At 72.2% G+C, this 19,650-nt stretch carries 17 protein-coding genes; 7 read left to right on the top strand and 10 right to left on the bottom strand.

Features of this window, described 5'->3' with window-relative positions; all coding sequences use genetic code 11:
- The first annotated feature begins 59 nt into the window (after window positions 1-59).
- The 4 genes from AC2D80_RS03665 to AC2D80_RS03680 all read left to right on the top strand — a co-directional run bounded on the left by AC2D80_RS03665 (window position 60) and on the right by AC2D80_RS03680 (window position 4,800).
- On the top strand, window positions 60-1,847 hold the full coding sequence (locus AC2D80_RS03665) for an acyl-CoA dehydrogenase (protein ID WP_484631620.1): 1,788 nt from the start codon (window positions 60-62) through the stop codon (window positions 1,845-1,847).
- 17 nt (window positions 1,848-1,864) lie between these two features.
- The gene (locus tag AC2D80_RS03670) at window positions 1,865-2,845 is read left to right on the top strand and encodes an NAD(P)H-dependent flavin oxidoreductase (RefSeq protein WP_484631621.1); all 981 of its coding nucleotides are present in this window, start codon (window positions 1,865-1,867) and stop codon (window positions 2,843-2,845) included.
- A gap of 277 nt (window positions 2,846-3,122) precedes the next feature.
- Window positions 3,123-4,454 (top strand): ammonium transporter, encoded by a 1,332-nt coding sequence (locus AC2D80_RS03675; protein WP_484631622.1) that lies wholly within the window; start codon window positions 3,123-3,125, stop codon window positions 4,452-4,454.
- A gap of 10 nt (window positions 4,455-4,464) precedes the next feature.
- A complete protein-coding gene (locus AC2D80_RS03680) occupies window positions 4,465-4,800 on the top strand; it encodes a hypothetical protein (RefSeq protein WP_484631623.1) in 336 nt (111 codons plus the stop codon).
- 27 nt (window positions 4,801-4,827) lie between these two features.
- On the opposite strand, the gene pgi is transcribed toward AC2D80_RS03680, so the two are convergent.
- The 9 genes from pgi to AC2D80_RS03725 form a co-directional block, all read right to left on the bottom strand.
- Window positions 4,828-6,405 (bottom strand): glucose-6-phosphate isomerase, encoded by a 1,578-nt coding sequence (gene pgi / locus AC2D80_RS03685; RefSeq protein WP_484631624.1) that lies wholly within the window; start codon window positions 6,403-6,405, stop codon window positions 4,828-4,830.
- Window positions 6,402-7,064 carry a bifunctional 4-hydroxy-2-oxoglutarate aldolase/2-dehydro-3-deoxy-phosphogluconate aldolase gene (eda, locus tag AC2D80_RS03690; RefSeq protein WP_484631625.1) on the bottom strand — a complete coding sequence of 221 codons (663 nt, stop codon included), beginning with the start codon at window positions 7,062-7,064 and terminating at the stop codon, window positions 6,402-6,404. The genes pgi and eda overlap by 4 nt, the downstream gene beginning before the upstream one ends.
- On the bottom strand, window positions 7,061-8,947 hold the full coding sequence (edd, locus tag AC2D80_RS03695; protein ID WP_484631626.1) for a phosphogluconate dehydratase: 1,887 nt from the start codon (window positions 8,945-8,947) through the stop codon (window positions 7,061-7,063). Before edd ends, eda begins: the two co-directional genes overlap by 4 nt.
- Window positions 8,948-8,958: 11 nt before the next feature.
- The gene (pgl, locus tag AC2D80_RS03700; protein WP_484631627.1) at window positions 8,959-9,687 is read right to left on the bottom strand and encodes a 6-phosphogluconolactonase; all 729 of its coding nucleotides are present in this window, start codon (window positions 9,685-9,687) and stop codon (window positions 8,959-8,961) included.
- A gap of 13 nt (window positions 9,688-9,700) precedes the next feature.
- Window positions 9,701-11,164 (bottom strand): glucose-6-phosphate dehydrogenase, encoded by a 1,464-nt coding sequence (gene zwf, locus AC2D80_RS03705; protein ID WP_484631628.1) that lies wholly within the window; start codon window positions 11,162-11,164, stop codon window positions 9,701-9,703.
- A gap of 104 nt (window positions 11,165-11,268) precedes the next feature.
- On the bottom strand, window positions 11,269-11,940 hold the full coding sequence (locus tag AC2D80_RS03710; protein WP_484631629.1) for an ABC transporter ATP-binding protein: 672 nt from the start codon (window positions 11,938-11,940) through the stop codon (window positions 11,269-11,271).
- Window positions 11,937-12,908, bottom strand: coding sequence for a tRNA (adenosine(37)-N6)-dimethylallyltransferase MiaA (gene miaA, locus AC2D80_RS03715; protein WP_484631630.1), 972 nt, complete (start codon window positions 12,906-12,908; stop codon window positions 11,937-11,939). The genes AC2D80_RS03710 and miaA overlap by 4 nt, the downstream gene beginning before the upstream one ends.
- Window positions 12,905-14,158 carry a Bcr/CflA family efflux MFS transporter gene (locus tag AC2D80_RS03720; RefSeq protein WP_484631631.1) on the bottom strand — a complete coding sequence of 418 codons (1,254 nt, stop codon included), beginning with the start codon at window positions 14,156-14,158 and terminating at the stop codon, window positions 12,905-12,907. The genes miaA and AC2D80_RS03720 overlap by 4 nt, the downstream gene beginning before the upstream one ends.
- A gap of 57 nt (window positions 14,159-14,215) precedes the next feature.
- Entirely contained in the window at window positions 14,216-15,082 is an 867-nt protein-coding gene (locus AC2D80_RS03725) for an alpha/beta hydrolase (RefSeq protein ID WP_484631632.1), read from the bottom strand.
- 90 nt (window positions 15,083-15,172) lie between these two features.
- Between AC2D80_RS03725 and AC2D80_RS03730 the strand changes: the two genes are divergently transcribed.
- Complete coding sequence (locus AC2D80_RS03730) at window positions 15,173-15,583, top strand: HIT family protein (RefSeq protein WP_484631633.1); 411 nt, start codon at window positions 15,173-15,175, stop codon at window positions 15,581-15,583.
- Between the two features lie 24 nt (window positions 15,584-15,607).
- Here AC2D80_RS03730 and mutL read toward each other — a convergent pair whose 3' ends face one another.
- Window positions 15,608-17,503 (bottom strand): DNA mismatch repair endonuclease MutL, encoded by a 1,896-nt coding sequence (gene mutL / locus AC2D80_RS03735; protein ID WP_484631634.1) that lies wholly within the window; start codon window positions 17,501-17,503, stop codon window positions 15,608-15,610.
- A gap of 39 nt (window positions 17,504-17,542) precedes the next feature.
- On the opposite strand from mutL, the gene AC2D80_RS03740 reads away from it, so the two are divergent.
- Both AC2D80_RS03740 and AC2D80_RS03745 read left to right on the top strand, forming a co-directional pair.
- Complete coding sequence (locus AC2D80_RS03740; RefSeq protein ID WP_484631635.1) at window positions 17,543-18,190, top strand: DedA family protein; 648 nt, start codon at window positions 17,543-17,545, stop codon at window positions 18,188-18,190.
- A gap of 115 nt (window positions 18,191-18,305) precedes the next feature.
- A complete protein-coding gene (locus tag AC2D80_RS03745) occupies window positions 18,306-19,640 on the top strand; it encodes an SRPBCC family protein (RefSeq protein WP_484631636.1) in 1,335 nt (444 codons plus the stop codon).
- Window positions 19,641-19,650: the final 10 nt, after the last annotated feature.

Here is a 19,650-nt window from a genome sequence, read left to right on the forward strand (position 1 = left end):
AGGGCCCGCGCCGGCGTTTTCTTGTCGATCCACCCGTTCCTCCAACCACCGTCCTGACCATGAGCTACACCGCGCCCCTCAAAGACATGTTGTTCAACATCGAGCATCTGGCCCGCATCGACCAGGTGGCGGCTCTGCCGGGCTTCGAGGACGCCGGTCTGGAGACCGCGCAGGCGGTGCTGGAGGAGTGCGCCAAGCTCAACGAGGGCGTGATCGCGCCGCTGAACTGGGAGGGCGACAAGAACCCCTCCTTCGTGAAAGACGGCGTGGTCACCACCACGCCCGGCTTCAAGGAGGCGTACCGCCAGTACGCCGAGGGCGGCTGGCAGGGTTTGCAGCACCCGGTTGATTTCGGTGGCCAGGGTCTGCCCAAGACGATCGGCGCGTCCTGCGGCGAGATCCTCAACAGCGCCAACATGAGCTTCGCGCTCTGCCCGCTGCTCACCGACGGCGCCATCGAGGCGCTGCTCACCGCCGGCAGCGACGACATGAAGACCAAGTACCTGCCCCGCCTCGTGAGCGGTGAGTGGACTGGCACGATGAACCTGACCGAGCCGCAGGCCGGCTCCGACCTCGCCGCGGTGCGCACCCGCGCCGAGCCGCAGCCCGATGGCACCTACAAGATCTTCGGCACCAAGATCTACATCACCTACGGCGAACACGACATGGCGGACAACATCGTCCACCTCGTGCTGGCCCGCGTGGTGGGGGCGCCGGAAGGCGTCAAGGGCATCAGCCTGTTTGTCGTGCCCAAGTTCATGGTCAAGGACGACGGCACGCTGGGCGCGCGCAACGACGTGCACTGCGTCAGCGTGGAACACAAGATGGGCATCAAGGCCAGCCCCACGGCGGTGCTCCAGTACGGCGACCACGGCGGTGCGGTTGGCTTCCTGGTGGGCCAGGAAAACCGTGGCCTGGAGTACATGTTCATCATGATGAACGCGGCGCGCTACGCGGTGGGCGTGCAAGGCATCGCCATCAGCGAGCGGGCCTACCAGAAGGCCGTGCAATACGCGCGCGACCGCGTGCAGAGCCGCCCGGTGGACGGCAGCTTCACGACCGCGGCGCCGATCATCCACCACCCGGACGTCAAGCGCATGCTCATGACCATGCGTGCCGTGACCGAGGGATGCCGCGCGATGGCCAGCGTTGCCGCGGCCGCCTACGACGCCGCGCACCACCATGCGGACGCCGAAGTGCGAAAGCAGAACGCCACCTTCTATGAATTCCTCGTGCCCTTGGTCAAGGGCTACAGCACCGAGATGAGCCTGGAGGTCACCAGCCTGGGCGTGCAGGTGCACGGTGGCATGGGCTTCATCGAGGAGACCGGTGCCGCCCAGTACTACCGCGACGCCAAGATCCTCACCATCTACGAGGGCACGACCGCGATCCAGGCCAACGACCTGGTCGGTCGCAAGACCGCCCGGGATGGTGGTGCGTCGGCCAAGGCGATCGCCGCGCAGATCGAGAAGACCGAAGCCGAGCTGGCCGCCGGCAGCGAGCAGGCCCGCGCCGTCGGCCGCCGCCTCACCGCCGCCCGCCAGGCCTTTGTGGAGGTGGTCGACTTCATCGCCGCCAACACCCGCGCCAACCCCAACGCCGCTTTCGCCGGCAGCGTGCCCTACCTGATGCTGGCCGGCAACCTCATGGCCGGCTGGCAGCTCGCCCGCGCCTTGCTCGTGGCCGAGTCGCTGTCGGCCAAGGGACAGGACGTGGGCTTCATGCAGGCCAAGATCACGACCGCGCGTTTTTACGCCGACCACATCCTCAGCCGCGCGCCGGCCACCCGCGATGCGATCGTCGAAGGCGCCGAAGCCGTCACCGCCCTGCCGGTCGACGCGTTCTGACCACCCACGGAGACCTCATGACCACCACCGCCCGCCGCCTGCCGCCGGTCCTGCAAAAGATCCGCTTTCCGGTGATCGGCTCGCCGCTGTTCATCATCAGCAACCCCAAGCTTGTGATCGCCCAATGCACGGCGGGCGTGGTCGGCTCCATGCCGGCGCTCAACGCACGTCCGGCCTCGCAGCTCGATGAGTGGCTCGCCGAAATCACCGAGGCGCTCGCTGCCCACGACAAGGCGAACCCGGACAACCCTGCGGCACCGTTCGCGATCAACCAGATCGTGCACAAGAGCAACGACCGGCTCGAGCACGACATGCAGCTGTGTGCCAAGTACAAGGTGCCGATCATCATCACCAGCCTTGGCGCCCGGGAAGACGTGAACCAGGCGGTGCACAGCTGGGGCGGTGTGGTGCTGCACGACGTGATCAACAACGTGTTCGCCCACAAAGCGATCGAGAAGGGGGCCGACGGCCTGATTCCGGTGGCGGCGGGCGCAGGCGGTCACGCCAGCGTGAAGAGTCCCTTCGCCATGATCCAGGAGATCCGCGAGTGGTTTGACGGCCCGGTGGCTCTGTCCGGCTCGATCGCCTCTGGCGGTGCCATCCTCGCGGCCCAGGCCATGGGCGCCGACTTCGCCTACATCGGCTCCGCCTTCATTGCCACCCACGAAGCGCGGGCGGTGGACGGTTACAAGCAGATGATCACGGAGAGCAACTCCGACGACATCGTCTACAGCAACTTCTACACCGGCGTGCACGGCAACTACCTCAAGGGCTCCATCCGCAACGCGGGCATGGACCCGGACAACCTGCCGCAAAGCGATCCGAGCAAGATGAACTTCTCCACGGGAGAAGGCGCCAACGCCGCCAAGGCGTGGCGCGACATCTGGGGCTGTGGTCAGGGCATTGGCGCGATCCGCGAGGTCGTGCCGGCGGCCGATCTGGTGGCGCGGTTCAAGCGCGAATACGCCGAGGCCCGCGCCCGGATCTGCGGCGCCTGACGCCCTGTCGTCCACCCTCCCTGAAAAACCGGCCCGATGGCCGGTTTTTTTCATCCGTGGTGCGGCCGTCGGCGCTGCGTGGACGCTGCGGCAGCGCACACGGTCCGGCGGGTTGGGGGAGCGTCAATTTATGCCCAAGGAACTCATTCCATCGGTTATCCATCACCGTATGGAAACTTAAGTAATCAATAGCGGCGGGCTTTCTTCAGAATCCGGCCGGCTTGTTGGACCTCGGTCCATCGCCCTAGCCCCACCACCCGATTCCGAAGGTGAACCCATGACCGACTTGTCTGCCGCTGCCGCCACCCGCGCGCGGGCCTCCCGTTTCCCGGCGACCGCGCTCGCCCTTTTGATTCTGTTGACGACCGGCGTTGCCCAGGCGGCCACGGCCGCCCCTGCGGCCGACGCCGGCTTCAATGGCGCTGACACGGCGTGGATGCTGGTGTCCACGGTGCTGGTCTTCCTGATGACCATGCCGGGGATCATGCTGTTCTACAGCGGCATGCTGCGCAAACGCAACGCGCTGTCGATCATGGCGCAGACGATGGCCGCCATCGGCGTCATCACCTTCCTGTGGGCCGCCGTGGGGTACTCCGTGGCTTTCGACAGCGGTACGTCCTGGTTTGGCGGGCTGGACAAGGCCTGGGCCGCCGGCCTGATTGGGCAGGCCACGGCGGGCCACCCGATCGCGCCCCACATTCCGGAGGCGGTCTTCTTCCTCTTCCAGATGTCCTTCGCCATCATCGCGTTCGCGGTCGTGCTGGGTGCGACGGCCGAGCGCATGCGCATCGGCGCCACCATCGTGTTTGCGGCTTTCTGGCTGGTGTTGGTCTACGCGCCGGTGGCGCACTGGATCTGGCATCCGGAAGGCTGGCTGGCGCGTTTGGGCCACCTGGATTTCGCCGGTGGCACGGTGGTGCACATCGTCGCTGGCGCCTCAGGCCTGGCGGCGGCGATTGCCGCCGGCCCGCGGCGTGGGTTCGGTCGGGAGCCCATGGTGCCGCACAACCTCGCGCTCACCGTGATGGGCGCGGGTCTGTTGTGGGCGGGCTGGTTCGGCTTCAACGCCGGGTCCGCTTTTGAGGCCGGCCAGCGCGCGGCCGGTGCGCTGCTGGCGACGCAGGTGGCGGCCGGCACCGGCGCCCTCGCCTGGGGCCTGTGTGAGATGCTGCGCCGTCAGCAGATGAGTGTCTTGGGCATGGCCACTGGCGCCATCGCCGCGCTGATCGCCATCACGCCCGCCTCGGGATTTGTGGGCGTCGGTGGCGCCCTGGCGATCGGCACGGCCGGCGCGGTGGGTTGCTTCTTTGCCGTGACCGGCTTCAAGGCGATCACCGGGGTGGACGATTCGCTCGACGTGTTTGCGCTGCACGGCGTCGGCGGTCTGATCGGCACGCTGCTGACCCCCGTCTTCGCGCTGCCCTCGATCGTGAAGACGTCGGGCTTGTTTGCCGTCAACCTGATTGGGGCGCTGGCCGTCATGGCCTATGCCGCCGCGGTGAGCTTTGCCTTGCTCAAGGTGATTCAGTTCGCCATCGGACTGCGCGTCACCGAGAAGCAGGAAATCGTCGGTCTGGACCTGGCCCAGCACGGCGAGAGCGCGACCTGAGGAGTGTGCGATGGACGTGACCCCCAGCCAGTTCATCGAGCTGGCGATCAAGCTGGTGGTGCCGATGCGGCGCGAGTTTGGCCGCAGCGTGCGCGTTGAGCACATGCTCAACGACCCGACCTACGCCCAGGCCGTGCTCGCGCTGGCGATGACCAGCCAGAACGAGCGCTTGCGCGAACAGGCCCAGTACCTGCAGGGGCTGCTCGGTGGCCCCCGCACAGTGAGCGCGCCGCCCGCCACGCCGCCTGTGGCGGGCCCGGCCGCGGGCGCCGGGCTGTCGGTGGAAGACGAGACCGCCTACCTCGAAGCGCTCAAGGCCGAGAAGTACCGGCGCGGTCTGCGCTGAGGCCAGCGGTGCCGCAGCCGGCGGCGCTCAGGCGCCGCCCTGCATCTCGCGGGCCATCGCCTTGCCCAGCTCCACGCCCCATTGGTCGTAGGCGTTGATGCGCCAGACCGCGGCCTGCACGAACACCTTGTGTTCGTAGAGCGCGATCAGCGCACCCAGCGATGCCGGGTCCAGCGCCGGCAGCCACAGCTGGTGGCTGGGCGTGTTGCCGGGGAAGTGCCGCTGCCAGGCGCAGGCCCTGGCCTCTTCCGGCGCCATGCCGCCCCGGCGCAGCAGGGCTTCAGCCTCTTCCACCGTGCGTCCCTCTGCGAGTGCCCGGGCCTGGGCACGCAGGTTGAGCGTCACCATCGCCTGGTGATCGGCGGCGCCCGGCATCGGGCAGTCGTCGGTCTCCACGCCGATGAACTCGACCGGCACGGCGTGGCGCCCTTGGTGCAGCAGCTGGAAGTAGGCGTGCTGTCCGTCGATGCCCACGCCGCCCCACACAACCGGGCCGGTGTCGACGCCCACCGGGCTGCCGTCGGCGTGGCTGTGCTTGCCGTTGCTCTCCATGTCGAGTTGCTGCACGAAGGGCGTGAAGCGCGCGAGCCGGACCGCGTAGGGCGCCAGCATCAGCGTGGGCATGCCCAGGAAGTTGCGGTTCCACACGCCGTGCAGCGCGAGGCGCAGCGGCAGATTGCGCTCGGCTGGCGTTTCCAGGAAGTGGTGGTCCATGGCCCGCGCGCCCGCGAGCAGTGCCTCGAAAGCCGCCGACCCGAGCGCGATGGCGATCGGCAGACCGAGGGCGGACCACAGCGAGTAGCGACCGCCCACCCAGTCCCAGAACAGGAAGGTGCGGTCGGCGCGGTGGCCGTGGGCGGCCGCCGCCGCGGGCGAGGCCGTGATGGCGACTTCGTGCGCCGCCAGGCCTGCCTCGGGCACGCCGCCGGCGCGCAGCCACGCGCGCGCGCTGGCCGCGTTGGCCAGGGTCTCAGGCGTGGTGAAGGTTTTGCTCGCGACGATGAACAGCGTGCGCGCCGGATCGAGGTCGCGCAACACGCTCCACAACGCCCAGGCGTCGGGATTGGAGACAAAGTGGACCCGCGGCTGCACGCCCGCGCGGGCGGCCAGCGCCTCGACCACCATGCGCGGCCCGAGGTCGGAGCCGCCGATGCCGAGGTTGACCACGTCGGTGATGCCTTGCCCGTCGTGGCCGCGCACCGCGCCCGCCCGCAGCGCGTCGGCGAAGGCGAGCATGCGTTCGCGCTCGGCCAGCACGGCCCGCGTGATGGCCGCGTCCCACGGGCCGCCGCTCGCGTCGGTGCGCAGCGCCACGTGCAGCACCGGGCGGTTCTCGCTGCGGTTGATCGCGTCGCCGCGGAACATGGCGGCGCGTTGCCCGTCGACGTCGCTCTCTGCGGCCAGGGCCAGCAGCGCCGCTTCCACCGCGGGCGTCAGCCGTTGCCGGCTGGCGTCAAGCCGCAGGCCCGCGCCTTCCCAGCGCCGTGCAGCGGCGGTCTCGGGCGGCAGGTCACGCAGGTGCGGCAGCGGCGCAGCGGCGAGCCGCGTCAGCGCGGTCCACGCCGGGAGCTGAGTCGGGGGCAGAGGGATCGGTGCGGCGGTCATGCGGCGATTGTGCCCGCGGCGTCGGACGCGAACCCGCCGGTGGCCTCGCGCGCCAGCGCGGTGATGCGCGCCCAGTCGCCTTGGGCGAGCGCGTCGGCCGGCGTGAGCCAGCTGCCGCCCACCAGCGCCACGTTGGGTTCGGCCAGGTAGGTCTGCAGATCGTCCGGCCGCAGCCCGCCGGTGGGGCAGAAGCGCAGGTCGGGCAACGGGCCGCGCACGGCGCGCAACCACGCCAGCCCGCCGGCCACGCGCGCCGGGAACAGCTTGAGCAGCCCAAAGCCGGCGTCGCGCGCGCGCATGGCTTCCGAGGGCGTCATCACGCCGGGCACGAAGGGCAGGCCGGTGGCGCGGACCGCGTCGACCAGGGCGTCGGTGCAGCCGGGCGACAGGGCGAAGCGCGCGCCCGCGTCGATGATGCGCGGCACATCGCTGGGCTGCGTCACGGTGCCGGCGCCGACCACCATGGCCGGCACCTCGCGGGCCACCGCCTCGATGGCCCCGATGGCGGCGGCGGTGCGCAGCGTGATCTCCATCGCATCGATGCCGCCGGCCAGCAGCGCGCGCGCCAGCGGCACCGCCTGGCGCGCGTCGTCGAGCGCAATGACGGGCAGCACGCGTGTGGCGAAGGCGGGCAGGGCGGTGTGGTCGGGGTGGGTCATGGACGGCCTCCGTGGATGGGCGCAAACAGCGGGCTGGCGCCGGCCTCGGCGCCGCCGACGTGGTCGCGGAACAGGCGGAACAGGCCGCGTCCGGTGCCACGCGACGCGGTGGTGAGGTCGGCCACGGCGGGCGGGCGCGCCGCCAGCGTGGCCTCATCCACCTCCAGCGCCAGCAAGCCGCGCTGCGCGTCCAGCGTGATCCAGTCGCCATCGCGCACGCGCGCCAGCGGCCCGCCGTGCACGGCCTCGGGCGTCACGTGGATGGCCGCGGGCACCTTGCCGGAGGCGCCCGACATGCGCCCGTCGGTGACGAGGGCCACGCGCTGGCCGCGGTCTTGCAGCACCGCCAGCGCCGGCGTGAGCTTGTGCAGTTCCGGCATGCCGTTGGCGGCCGGACCCTGAAAGCGCACCACGGCCACGAAGTCGCCGGTGAGCGCACCGGCCTCGAAGGCGGCGAGCAGCGACTGCTGGTCGTCGAACACGCGCGCGGGCGCGCGCACGGCGTGGTGCTCGGGTTTGACCGCCGACACCTTGATCACCGCCCGCCCGAGGTTGCCCTGCAGCAGGCGCAGGCCGCCGTCGGCGCTGAAGGGTTGGCCCACCGGCCGCAGCACGCTGTCATCGCCGCTGCGCGACGGCGCCGGCCGCCACGCGAGCCGGCCCTCGTCCAGCCAGGGCTCGCGCGTGTAGGCGCTCAGGCCGCGGCCGAGCAGGGTGGTCACGTCGTCGTGCAGCAGCCCGGCCTGCCGCAGCTCGCGCATGAGAAAGCCCAAGCCACCGGCGGCGTGGAAATGGTTCACGTCGGCCGAGCCGTTGGGGTAGATGCGGGCCAGCAGGGGCACCACGGCGGACAGCTCGGCGAAATCGTCCCAGTCGATCACCAGCCCGGCCGCGCGGGCGATCGCCACGAGGTGCAGCGTGTGGTTGGTGGAGCCGCCGGTGGCGAGCAGGCCGACCATGCCGTTGACCAGCGCCTTGTCGGTGAACACGTCGGCCAGGGTGATGGCCGGCGCGCCGGTGCGGCCGGTGTTGGCCAGCGCGCGGGCCACGGCTTCGCGGGTGAGCGCGTCGCGCAGCGCCGTGCCGGGGTTGACGAAAGACGAGCCGGGCAGCTGCAGGCCCATGAGTTCGAGCAGCATCTGGTTGCTGTTGGCCGTGCCGTAGAAGGTGCAGGTGCCGCTGCCGTGGTAGGCGGCGGCCTCGCTGGCCAGCAGCTCCTCGCGCGTGGCCAGGCCCTGGGCGTGGCGCTGCCGCACCTGCGCTTTGGCCTCGTTGGACAGGCCGGAGGTCATCGGGCCGGCCGGCACGAACACCGCCGGCAGGTGGGCGAACTGCAGCGCGCCGATCAGCAGGCCCGGCACGATCTTGTCGCACACGCCGAGCAGCACTGTGGCGTCGAACACGGCGTGGCTCAGCGCCACGGCGGTACCCAGGGCGATCACGTCGCGCGAGAACAGCGAGAGCTCCATGCCAGCCTCGCCCTGCGTGATGCCGTCGCACATGGCCGGCACGCCGCCGGCCACCTGGGCGCTGGCGCCGAGCGCGCGGGCGTGGTCGCGGATCAGCGCCGGGTAGGCCTCGTAGGGCTGGTGGGCCGAGAGCATGTCGTTGTAGGCGGTGACGATGCCCAGGTGCGGCGCGCGCTCGGCGTGCAGGCGCAGGCGGTCGGGCGGGGCGATCGCGGCGCCCGCGTGGGCCAGGTTGGCGCAGCCCAGGCCGGCGCGCTGCGTGCTGCCGCGGCGCTGCGCGGCCATCTCGGCGAGCCAGTCGGCGCGGGGGCCGGCGCTGCGCTCGGCGATGCGCCGGGTCACGCGGTCGATCACGGGATGCAAAGGCGCGGGCTGCATGGGTGGGGATCCGGGGAGGTCGGACGCGGTGGACATGGGCGGCTCCGTCAGGCGATCCAGGCGGTCAAGGGGGGCGTGGGCGGCGTTGGGTCGGCGCGCAGCCGCGCGAGCATGCGGGCCATGGCGGTCTCGACGCGGGCTTGGGCGTCACCGAGGCGGGCCCGGTCCCAGGCCGCCTGTTTGGCGGCGCCCGCGAACGACACCGCCAGCGCACGGCAGCCGGTGAGCGCCGGCAGCGACAGGCTGAGTCGGGCGTGCGGCGCGAGGCCGGGCTGCAGCGCCACCACCGCGGGGGCGTCCGGCGCACACGCGGCTTCGTACGTGGGCGCGTCGGCAAACAGCGACGCGGTGTGGCCGTCTTCGCCCAGCCCGAGCACCGCGAGGTCGATCGGGCCCAGCGCGGCAACCCGTTCGGCCAGCGCGCGCGCCAGCGCGGCCGGGCCGTCGCGCAGGTCGTCCACGGTGGCCACCCAGGGCAGCCACGCCGCGGCCGCGGCGGGTCCCTGGCGCAGGTGGCGGGAGACGAGGGTGCCGTTGTGGTCGGCGTGGCCCGGCGGCACGCAGCGCTCGTCCACCAGCGTGAGGGTCACACGCGCCCAGTCGATCGGCCGCTCGCGCAGGGCCTCGAACAGCGCCACCGGGCTGCGCCCGCCAGACACGGCGAGGGTGGCCCTGCCGCGCGCGGCGATGGCGGCCTGCAGGGTGGCTGCGGCGTGGTCGGCCAGTGCGGCGGCCTGCGCGGCCGGGTCGGCGAAGCGGTGCTCGACCGGCGTCATCGCGGCCCCGCGCTCACCACGCTTCCGACCAGGCCACGCCGTCGCGCGCGGTCAGCGCGGCCGCGGCGGCCGGTCCCCAGCTGCCCGCGGCGTAGGGCCGCGGCGGTTCACCGGCGGCCTGCCACGCCGAGACGATGGGATCGACCCAGCGCCACGCGGCTTCCAGTTCGTCGCGCCGCATGAAGTGCGTCAGGCGGCCGCGGATCACGTCGATCAGCAGCCGCTCGTAGGCCTCGGCGCGGCGGCCGTCGAGCGCGGCGGCGAGGTCGAGGTTGAGGTTCACCGGCCGCAGCCGCAGGCCGCTGCCGGGCTCCTTGGCCATCATCTGCAGCTGCACGCTCTCTTCCGGTTGCAGGCGGATCACCAGCCGGTTGACCGGGTCGCGCGCGGTTTCGGGAAACAGCGAGAACGGCAGCGGCGCAAACTCGATCACGATCTCCGAGCGCCGCTCGGCCAGGCGTTTGCCGGTGCGCAGGAACAGCGGCACCCGGCCCCAGCGCCAGCTGTCAATCTGCGCGCGCAGCGCCACGAAGGTTTCGGTGCTGCTGTCCGGGGGCACGTTGGCCTCCTCGCGGTAGCCCGGCACGCGCGCGCCGTCCACCACGCCGCCCGTGTACTGGCCGCGCACCGTGTCGCGCGCCACGTCGGCCGGGCCCAGCGGGCGCAGCGAGCGCAGCACCTTGAGCTTCTCGTCGCGCACGGCGTCCGGGTCGAGCGACACCGGCGGCTCCATCGCCACGATGCACAGCAGCTGCAGCAGGTGGTTCTGCACCATGTCGCGCAGCGCCCCGGTGCCGTCGTAGAAGCCGGCGCGGCTGCCCACGCCCACGGTTTCGGCCACCGTGATCTGCACGCTGCGGATCGCCGGGCTGCGCCACAGCGGCTCGAAGATGCTGTTGCCAAAGCGCAGCACCATCAGGTTCTGCACCGTTTCCTTGCCGAGGTAGTGGTCGATCCGGAAGGTCTGGGCCTCCGGCACGCAGCGGCCGACCGCGTCGTTGATCGCGCGGGCCGAGGCGAGATCGTGGCCAAGCGGCTTCTCCAGCACCACGCGGCTGCGTTCGTTGAGCAGGCTGGCGTCGCGCAGGCGCTGGCAGATGCCGGCGAACAGCGTGGGCGCGGTGGCCAGGTAGAACACGCGCGGCGAGCCCGCGGGCAGCGCGCCGGCCAGCGCGGCGTAGTCGGCGGCGGTGTCGGCGTCCAGGCGGTGGTGGTGCAGCCGCTGCACGAAGCCGGCCCAGGCGTCGGCGCGCCAGGCGTCGGCGGCCACGAAGCCGCGCACCCGCTCGTCCAGGAAGCGCTCGAAGCCGCCGCGGTCCAGGGCCTGACGGCCCAGCGCGTGGATGCGCGTGGCGGCCGGCAGCAGGCCGTGCAGGTGGGCCATGTACAGCGCCGGCAGCAGCTTGCGCACCGACAGGTCGCCGACGCCGCCCACGATCACCAGGTCCAGGTCGGGGTCGAGGGGGGTGTCGGTCATGGTGGGCAGGGCGTGGTGCGCGTGGGGTGGCGGTGCCGAGGCGGCGGTTCACGCCATGGTAGCCGCGCGGCGCGGCCGCGGGGAGTCCCGGGCCGGGTCGGGTGTCACCCGCGCAGGCCGTCGGCCGTGAGGTGCAGCACGCGGTCGGCCCGCGCGGCCGCGGCCTCGGCGTGGGTCACCAGCACCAGCGCCGCGCCGCTCTCGCGGGTTTGCGCCTGCAGCACGTCCATCACCTGCGCGGCCGTGCGCGGGTCGAGGTTGCCGGTGGGTTCGTCCGCCAGAACGAGGCCGGGCCGGTGCACCAGCGCGCGCGCGATCGCCACGCGCTGCAGCTGCCCGCCCGACAGCTCGGCCGGCAGCCGCCCGCCCAGCCCGTCCAGGCCTACCGCCGCCAGCATCGCCGCCACGCGGGGCGGGTCGGGCCGCTGCAGCAGCATCAGGGGCAGCGCGACGTTCTGCGCCACGTCGAGGTGCGGCAACACGTGGAAGGCCTGAAACACGAAACCGAGGTGGGCGCGGCGCCAGCGGGCCCGGGCCGCTTCGTCGAGCGCGCCGATGTCCACCGGACCCTGCGGTGTGTGGTGCACCACGCGGCCTTCGCTCCAGGTGTCCAGCCCGGCGAGGCAGTTCAGCAGGCTGGATTTGCCCACGCCCGATTCGCCGACGATGGCCACGAACTCACCCGCGGCCACGCGCAGGTCCACGCCCTGAAAGACGGGCGTGTCGCCGTAGCGCTTGGTGAGGTGCTCGGTGTGCAGGCGGGCGGGCGCGGTCATGCGGGGGCTCCGGGGGCGGTGAGGCGCTGCGCCACGAGCGCGCGCACGCGGGCCAGCGCGTCGGGCGCGTCGCAGGCGACGACCTGTCGACCGGGCATGCTGCGCAGCCAGGTGAGCTGGCGCTTGGCGAGCTGCCGCGTGGCGGCGATGCCGCGCTCGCGCAGCCCGGCCAGGGCTGCGGCGTCAGGCGGGTCGGCGGCGTCGAGCGCTTCCCAGGCCTGGCGGTAGCCGACGCAGCGCATCGACGGCAGGTCGGCGTGCAGGTCGCCGCGCGCGCGCAGCCGGCGCACCTCGTCGAGCAGGCCGGCGGCCAGCATGGCGTCGAAGCGCTCGGCGATGCGCGCGTGCAGCCAGGCGCGGTCGATGGGCTCCAGCGCGATCACGTCGGCTTCGGTCAGGGGGCTGTCGGGGTCGTGGTCGCGGCCGCGGTGTCCCGCCGAGAGCGGCCGGCCGGTCAGCGCGTGCACCTCCAGCGCGCGCTGGATGCGCTGCGCGTCCAGCGGCGCCAGCCGCGCGGCCGTGGCGGGGTCCACGCGCGCCAGCTCGGCGTGCAGCGCGGGCCAGCCTTCGGCGCGGGCGCGGGCTTCCAGCGCGGCGCGCACGGCCGGGTCCGCCGGCGGCAGGTCGTCCAGCCCGGTGAGCAGGGCCTTGAGGTAGAGCAGGGTGCCGCCCACGAGCAGCGCGTGGCGGCCGCGGGCGTGGATCTCGCGCACCAGGCGGTGCGTGTCGCGCACGAAGCCGGCCGCGCTGTAGGGCTCGGTGGGGTCGAGCGTGTCGATCAGGTGGTGCGGCACGGCCGCGCGCTCGGCCGCGCTGGGCTTGGCCGTGCCGATGTCCATGCCGCGGTAGACCAGCGCCGAATCGACGCTGATGATCTCCAGCGGGTGGTCGGCCGCCAGGGCCAGCGCGGCGGCCGTCTTGCCGCTCGCGGTGGGCCCCACCAGCGCCAGGCAGCGCAGCGCGCTCATGCCTTCGCCGGCGCCCCGTCGCCGTGGCGCTGCACCAGCGTCCAGGCGATGGCGGCGCAGACCACGCCCCAGAACCACACGCCGTTGGCCAGCGGCGCCGTGCTGCCGGTGCCGGGCGCGATGCCGGCCAGGCTGTGGCCGAGCCAGCCGCCCATGGCAAAGGCGGTGACCATCATGATGAACCCGGCCAGCGCCGAAGCCGCGCCCGCGGCTTGCGGGAACGGCCCGACCGCGCCGCTTTGGCCGCAGGGCTGGTGCACGCCGTGCGCCATCATGAACAAATAGAAGGGCAGGATCACCGCCCACACCGTCTGCACGCCCGCCAGCGCGAGCAGCCCCATCAGCGTGCCGCCGGCCAGCGAGAACGCCCCGGCCACGGCCACCGTGCGGCGCACGCCGAAGCGCGTGAGCAGGCGGCGGCAGGCGAAGGTGCCGCCGATGTAGCTCAGCGACATGGTGAACATCACCAGGCCGTACTGCGTCTTGCTCAGCCCAATGACGTGGATCAGCACGAAGGACGAGGCGGCGAGAAAGGTGAACAGCCCGCCGTAGGTGGCCGTGGCCAGCAGGGCGTAGGCCCAGAAAGTGGGGTGGCGGGCGATGCGCGCCCAGGTGCTGGCCATGACCGTGGGGCGCAGCGCCTGCGGGTTGCGCTGGCGCACGGTTTCCTCGAAGCGCCACGCGATCACCGCCAGCGTGGCGGCGCCGAACACGCCGATCAGCAGCAGCGCCGCGCGCCAGCCGAACAGGTCCGACGCCAGCCCGCCCAGCGGCGCGCTGCAGCAGGCGATCACGCCCAGACCGCTGAGCGCCTTGGACATCACCCGCGCGCCGTCGGCCGGGGCGTACAGGTCGCGCACGATCGCCCGCGCGCACATGACGCTTGCGCCCAGCGCCGCGCCCTGCACCGCGCGCCACGCCACCAGCGCGGCCATGTGACCGGCCAGCGCGCTGCCCACCGAGGCCACGACAAACAGCGCCAGCCCCAGCAGCAGCACCGGCCGCCGGCCGAAGCGGTCCGACAGCGGCCCCCACACCAGCTGCGACAGCCCGAAGGCCAGCAGCAGCGCGGTCAGGGTGAGCTGGGCTTGCGCCATCGGGGCGCCGAAGCCCAGCGTCAGGGCTGGCAGCGCGGGCAGGTAGAGGTCGGTGGCCACGGGCTGCAGACCCAGCAGCAGCGACAGCGCCAGCACGACAAAGCCCGGCGTCATGGCCGGGCTGGCGGTGGCGGCAAGGGGGGGTGCAGACATCCTCGGGAGGGTATCAGAAGGCCCGCTGGCGGGCTGCCGGCCGGCGGGCCTGTGCCTTCAGCGCGCGGCCGTGGACAGCCCGCCGTCCAGCCCGAACAGCTCGGCGATCGCCTGCCGGTAGAGCGGCTGGCCGACGGCGTTGGTGTTGTGGTGCGAGCCGCCCTCCACCAGCACAAAGGCCTTGCGCCCGGTGGCGGCGTCAAACAGCCGCCGGCCCAGCTCGGGCTTGATGAGGCTGTCCTGGCTGCCGTGGACCACCAGCAGCGGTGAGCCGATGCGCGCGACGCGGCGGGCCGAGTCGAAACGCTGGGTGATCAGTGGCGACAGCGGCAGCCAGCCCCATTTGAAGGTGCTCACCACATCGGGGATGGAGGTGAAGGTGCCTTCCACCAGCGTGCCGGCCTCGTCGTTCACCGCCTCGGCCAGCCGGATGGCGATGGCGCCACCGAGCGAATGGCCGAACACGTAGCGCGGGCGGCCGGGATGCTCGCGGGCGAGCCAGTCCCACGCGGCCAGCGCGTCTTCGTGGGCGAGGCTCTCGCTGGGCAGGCGCGCGGTGCTTTTGCCGAAGCCGCGGTAGTCCACCGCCAGCACCGAAAAACCCAGCTCCTGCATGCGGCGGATGCGCAGCGCCGAGCCGGTGACGTTCCAGCGCGCGCCGTGCAGGTAGAGCAGCACCGGCGCGTCCGCGCGCTCGCGCAGGCTGGGGTGCGGGTGCCACAGCGCGTGCAGCCTTACGGCTTCGTCGGCCTCGGCCGAGTGGAAGTCGATCCACACGTCCTGCATGTCCTCGGCCGCGCTGGCGCTGCCCGACCAGGTGCGGTCGGAGGGCTGGAAGATCCAGGCGCGCTGCTTTTCGTCGAGCGTGGCGCAGCCCGCCAGCAGGGCGACCGCGAGCAACACGAGCGTGATCAGGCGTTTCATGCTCCGCATGGAGGCCCGGGGCGGGCCGAAAGTTCAGGTCAGAATGTTTCCAGAGGCGCCACCGGCGCCCCCCACCATGAGGAAACGATGATGTCCGACAGCGTGTTTGCCCGCATCGCACGGCGCGAAATCCCCGCCGCCGTGGTCTACGACGACGGTCAGGTGATCGCCTTCATGGACGCCGGGCAGGTCAACCCGGGCCATGTGCTGGTGGCGCCGCACCGGGTGGCCGAGACGCTGCTGGACCTCAGCGAGGCCGAGGTGGCGCACCTGTTTGCGGTGGTGCACCGCGTGGCGCGCGCGGTGCAGGCCGCGTTCGCGCCCGAGGGCATCACGCTGCTGCAGGCGAACCGCCCGGCCGGCTTCCAGACCGTGCCCCACATGCACGTGCATGTCTTGCCGCGCCACGCCGGCGACGGGGTGGAACTGGTCTGGCCGCGCAAGGAACCGGGCCTGGAGGCGCTGCGGGCGCTGGCGGCGCGGCTGCGGATCGAGCCCTGAGGGCGCGCGGGGCGGCTCCAGCCTTCAGCGTCCGCGCAGGAACAGCGCGTCCAGCGCCTTCATGTCGAGCTGGCGCCAGGTGGGTCGGCCGTGGTTGCACTGGTCGCTGCGCTCGGTGGTTTCCATCTGGCGCAGCAGCGCGTTCATCTCGTCGAGCGTGAGGCGCCGGTTGGCGCGCACCGCGCCGTGGCAGGCCATGGTGGCCAGCAGATCGTGTTCGGCGCGCTGCAACACGCGCGTGGCGTCGTGCTGCGCCAGTTCGGCCAGCACGCCGCGCGCCAGCGCCACCGGGTCGCCCTGCGCCAGCGTGACCGGCACCGCGCGCACCGCCAGCGACTGCGCCGACAGCGGGCTCACGTCCAGCCCCAGCGTGGCCAGCGTGTCGGCGCCGGCCTCGGCCGTGGCCACCTCTTCCGGCGTGGCCGCGAAGCTGGCCGGGATCAGCAGCGGCTGGCTCTGCACGGCGCGCGCGTCGAGCTGGCGCTTGAGCCGCTCGTAGACGATGCGCTCGTGCGCCGCGTGCATGTCCACCACCACCAGGCCGTGCGCGTTCTCCGCGAGGATGTACACGCCGTGCAGCTGCGCGATGGCGCGGCCCAGCGGCCAGTCGCCCGGCGGCAGCGCGGGCGCCGGACCCGCGTTCACGGGAGCGGGGGCCGCCAGCGACGCGGGCGCCGGTGCCAGCGCGGCGTCGCCGGGCGACCGGGGCGCCCACAGCGCGCCGAGGTCGGCCACCGGGATGCCCACCGCGCCGCCGTCGCGCGCCAGGAGGGGCAGGCCGGTCTGCTGCGGCGCGGGTCGCCAGGCCGCTGCGGGCGCCGGGGCCGGCGCGGCGTCGTCGAGCGCGGCGGGGGCGGGGGCGTCGGCCGCCCGCCCGGCGCGCGGCGCTGCCAGCGCCGACTCCACCGCCAGTTGCACGCCGTGGTGCACCTCGCGGCTGTCGCGGAAACGCACCTCGATCTTGGTGGGGTGCACGTTCACGTCCACCCGCGCCGCGTCGAGCGACACAAACAGCGCAAACACCGGCTGGCGCTGGCCGTGGAGCACGTCTTCATAGGCCGCGCGCACCGCGTGGCTGATCACCTTGTCGCGCACGTAGCGGCCGTTCACGTAGGCGTACTGCAGGTCGTTGCGGGCGCGGGCCACATCAGGCAGCCCGGCCAGGCCCCACACCCGCAGCGCCCCGCTCGGCCCGCCGGCGGCCGGCCAGTCCACCGCCACCGCCTGCGCCACGAAATCCGCCCCCAGCACATCGCCCGCGCGCTGCCGCAGCGCGGCCAGCCCGCCGCCGGCCGCGGCGCGCCACTGCGCCACCAGCCGGCCTTCGTGCCACAGGGCAAAGCCCACGTCCGGGCGGGCCAGCGCGTGGCGGCGCACGGCCTCCAGGCAGTGGGCCAGCTCGGTGGCGTCGGTCTTGAGGAACTTGCGCCGCGCCGGCGTGGCGAAGAACAGCTCGCGCACCTCCACCGTGGTGCCGCGGGCGCGGGCGGTGGGTTCGAGTTCGCCGCTGCGCGCCTGCATCAGCCAGCCGTGCGCCGCGTCGTCGGTGTCCACCCGCGACAGCAGCGACACCTCCGCCACCGACGCAATCGCGGCCAGCGCCTCGCCGCGGAAACCCATGGTGCCCACCGACTCCAGGTCGGCCAGGCTGGCGATCTTGCTGGTGGCGTGGCGCTTGAGCGCCTGCGGCAGCTCCGCGCGCGGGATGCCGTGGCCGTCGTCTTCCACGCTGATCAGCCGCACCCCGCCGGCCAGCAGCCGCACCGTCACCTGCGTGGCGCCCGCGTCCAGTGCGTTGTCCACCAGCTCGCGCACCACCGAGGCCGGCCGCTCCACCACCTCGCCGGCGGCGATCTGGCTGATCAGTTCGTCGGGCAGTTCACGAATCGGGCGGCGCGCTGAGGCGGCAGGGCTGGTCATCGCGAAATTGTAGGCAGCGCCCGCGGATAATCCGGCCGCATGGAACTGCTGACCTTCCTCGTCGATTTCATCCTGCACGTGGACAAGCACCTGCAAGCCTTCGTGCTGGCTTACGGCGCCTGGGTGTACGCGCTGCTGTTCCTGATCGTCTTCACCGAAACCGGCGTGGTGGTCATGCCGTTTCTGCCCGGCGACTCGCTGCTGTTCGTGGTGGGCGCGCTGTGCGGCGCCGGGCTGATGAGCCTGCCGCTGGCCATGGGCCTGCTGGTGGCCGCGGCCATCCTGGGCGACCAGGTGAACTACTCGGTGGGCCGCTACGTGGGCCCCAAGGTGTTTCAGTGGGAGAACTCGCGCTTCTTCAACCGCCGCGCCTTTGACCAGGCCCACGCCTTCTACGAGCGCCACGGCGGCATCACCATCATCATCGCCCGCTTCATGCCCTTCATCCGCACCTTCGCGCCCTTCGTGGCCGGCGTGGCGGCCATGAGCCGCGGCAAGTTCACCGCCTACAACGTGATCGGCGCGCTGATCTGGGTGGTGGGCCTCACCAGCGCGGGCTACTGGTTTGGCAACCTGCCCTGGGTGCAGGCCAACCTGAGCAAGATCATCTGGGCGCTGATCATCATCCCGGGCCTGATCGCCATCGCCGGCGCCTGGCGCGCGCGCCGCGCCGACGCGGCGGCCTGAGCCCCGGCGCCGGCCGCCGATCTCAGGTCGCAGGCCGCAGACCGGCGCAGCCCCGCTGGTTGAAATTGATAAGTAGGCGTATCATTTTTCGCACGACACCACCGTGCGAGGAGACATGAACGCACCCGAGCAACTCGTTCGCTGGCACGACCGCGGCACCCACCGCGTGCCCTTCTGGGCCTACACCGACGCCGACCTCTACCGCCGCGAGCTCGACCGCCTCTTCTACGGGCCCCACTGGAGCTACGTCGGCCTCACCGCCGAGATCCCCCACACCGGCGACTACAAGCTCGGCTGGGTGGGCGAGCGGCAGGTGATCATGGTGAGAGACCGCGTGGCGCCCAAGGATCGCGCCACCGACCACGGCATCCGCGTGGTGGAAAACCGCTGCGCGCACCGCGGCGTGCGCTTCTGCCAGCCGCCCATGGACGGGCAGGTGGGCAACGCCCGCAGCTTCGTCTGCCCCTACCACCAGTGGACCTACAAGCTCAACGGCGACCTCGCCGGGCTGCCGTTCAAGGACGGCGTGAAAGACGGCGACTGCGTCAACGGCGGCATGCCGCCCGACTTCGACCTCAGCCGCAACGGCCTGACCAAGCTGCGCGTGGCCGTGCTTCACGGCCTCGTGTTCGCCACCTTCAGCGACGAGGCCGAGTCCTTTGACGACTACATCGGCCCCCAGCTGCGCCCCTGGATCGACCGCGTGTTTGCCGGCCGCGAACCCACGCTGCTCGGCTACAACCGCCAGCGCATTCCGGGCAACTGGAAGCTGATGATGGAAAACATCAAGGACCCGTACCACCCGGGCCTGCTGCACACCTGGTTCGTCACCTTCGGCCTGTGGCGCGCCGACCAGAAAAGCCGCATGGTCATGGACAGCCACGGCCGCCACGCCGTGATGATCAGCCGCCGCAACGACGGCGGCGAAAACCGCGCCGTCACCGAAGGCGTGACCAGCTTCAAGGCCAACATGACGCTCAACGACCCGCGCCTGCTCGACGTGGTGCCCGAGCCGTGGTGGACCATCCCCGACCCGCAGAACCCCGGTCAGACCATCACCCCCACCGTCACCATGATCACGCTCTTCCCGGGCGTGATCATCCAGCAGCAGGTCAACTCCATCTCCACGCGCCAGATCGTGCCGCGCGGTCCCGGCGAGTTCGACTTCGTGTGGACCCACATCGGCTTCGCCGACGACGACGAGGCCATGACCACCCGCCGCCTGCGCCAGGCCAACCTGTTCGGCCCGGCCGGCTTCGTCAGCGCCGACGACGGCGAGGTGATCGAGTTCAGCCAGGACGGCTTCCGCCAGTGGGGCGAAGACGGCCACACCGTCGTCGAACTCGGCGGCAAGGCCGACAGCGTGGGCCAGCCGCCCACCGAACACATGGTCACCGAAACGCTCATCCGCTCGATGTACGCCTACTGGCGCAAGACCATGAACCTCTGAGCCCCGCGCC

This window comes from Hydrogenophaga sp. T66, from assembly GCF_057219855.1.

Excerpts from the sequence above, each read along its gene's own strand:
- AC2D80_RS03665 (WP_484631620.1), top strand. The coding sequence starts at position 60 with ATGAGCTACACCGCGCCCCTCAAAGACATGTTGTTCAACATCGAGCAT.
- AC2D80_RS03670 (WP_484631621.1), top strand. The coding sequence starts at position 1,865 with ATGACCACCACCGCCCGCCGCCTGCCGCCGGTCCTGCAAAAGATCCGC.
- AC2D80_RS03675 (WP_484631622.1), top strand. The coding sequence starts at position 3,123 with ATGACCGACTTGTCTGCCGCTGCCGCCACCCGCGCGCGGGCCTCCCGT.
- AC2D80_RS03680 (WP_484631623.1), top strand. The coding sequence starts at position 4,465 with ATGGACGTGACCCCCAGCCAGTTCATCGAGCTGGCGATCAAGCTGGTG.
- pgi (WP_484631624.1), bottom strand. The coding sequence starts at position 6,405 with ATGACCGCCGCACCGATCCCTCTGCCCCCGACTCAGCTCCCGGCGTGG.
- eda (WP_484631625.1), bottom strand. The coding sequence starts at position 7,064 with ATGACCCACCCCGACCACACCGCCCTGCCCGCCTTCGCCACACGCGTG.
- edd (WP_484631626.1), bottom strand. The coding sequence starts at position 8,947 with ATGTCCACCGCGTCCGACCTCCCCGGATCCCCACCCATGCAGCCCGCG.
- pgl (WP_484631627.1), bottom strand. The coding sequence starts at position 9,687 with ATGACGCCGGTCGAGCACCGCTTCGCCGACCCGGCCGCGCAGGCCGCC.
- zwf (WP_484631628.1), bottom strand. The coding sequence starts at position 11,164 with ATGACCGACACCCCCCTCGACCCCGACCTGGACCTGGTGATCGTGGGC.
- AC2D80_RS03710 (WP_484631629.1), bottom strand. The coding sequence starts at position 11,940 with ATGACCGCGCCCGCCCGCCTGCACACCGAGCACCTCACCAAGCGCTAC.
- miaA (WP_484631630.1), bottom strand. The coding sequence starts at position 12,908 with ATGAGCGCGCTGCGCTGCCTGGCGCTGGTGGGGCCCACCGCGAGCGGC.
- AC2D80_RS03720 (WP_484631631.1), bottom strand. The coding sequence starts at position 14,158 with ATGTCTGCACCCCCCCTTGCCGCCACCGCCAGCCCGGCCATGACGCCG.
- AC2D80_RS03725 (WP_484631632.1), bottom strand. The coding sequence starts at position 15,082 with ATGAAACGCCTGATCACGCTCGTGTTGCTCGCGGTCGCCCTGCTGGCG.
- AC2D80_RS03730 (WP_484631633.1), top strand. The coding sequence starts at position 15,173 with ATGTCCGACAGCGTGTTTGCCCGCATCGCACGGCGCGAAATCCCCGCC.
- mutL (WP_484631634.1), bottom strand. The coding sequence starts at position 17,503 with ATGACCAGCCCTGCCGCCTCAGCGCGCCGCCCGATTCGTGAACTGCCC.
- AC2D80_RS03740 (WP_484631635.1), top strand. The coding sequence starts at position 17,543 with ATGGAACTGCTGACCTTCCTCGTCGATTTCATCCTGCACGTGGACAAG.
- AC2D80_RS03745 (WP_484631636.1), top strand. The coding sequence starts at position 18,306 with ATGAACGCACCCGAGCAACTCGTTCGCTGGCACGACCGCGGCACCCAC.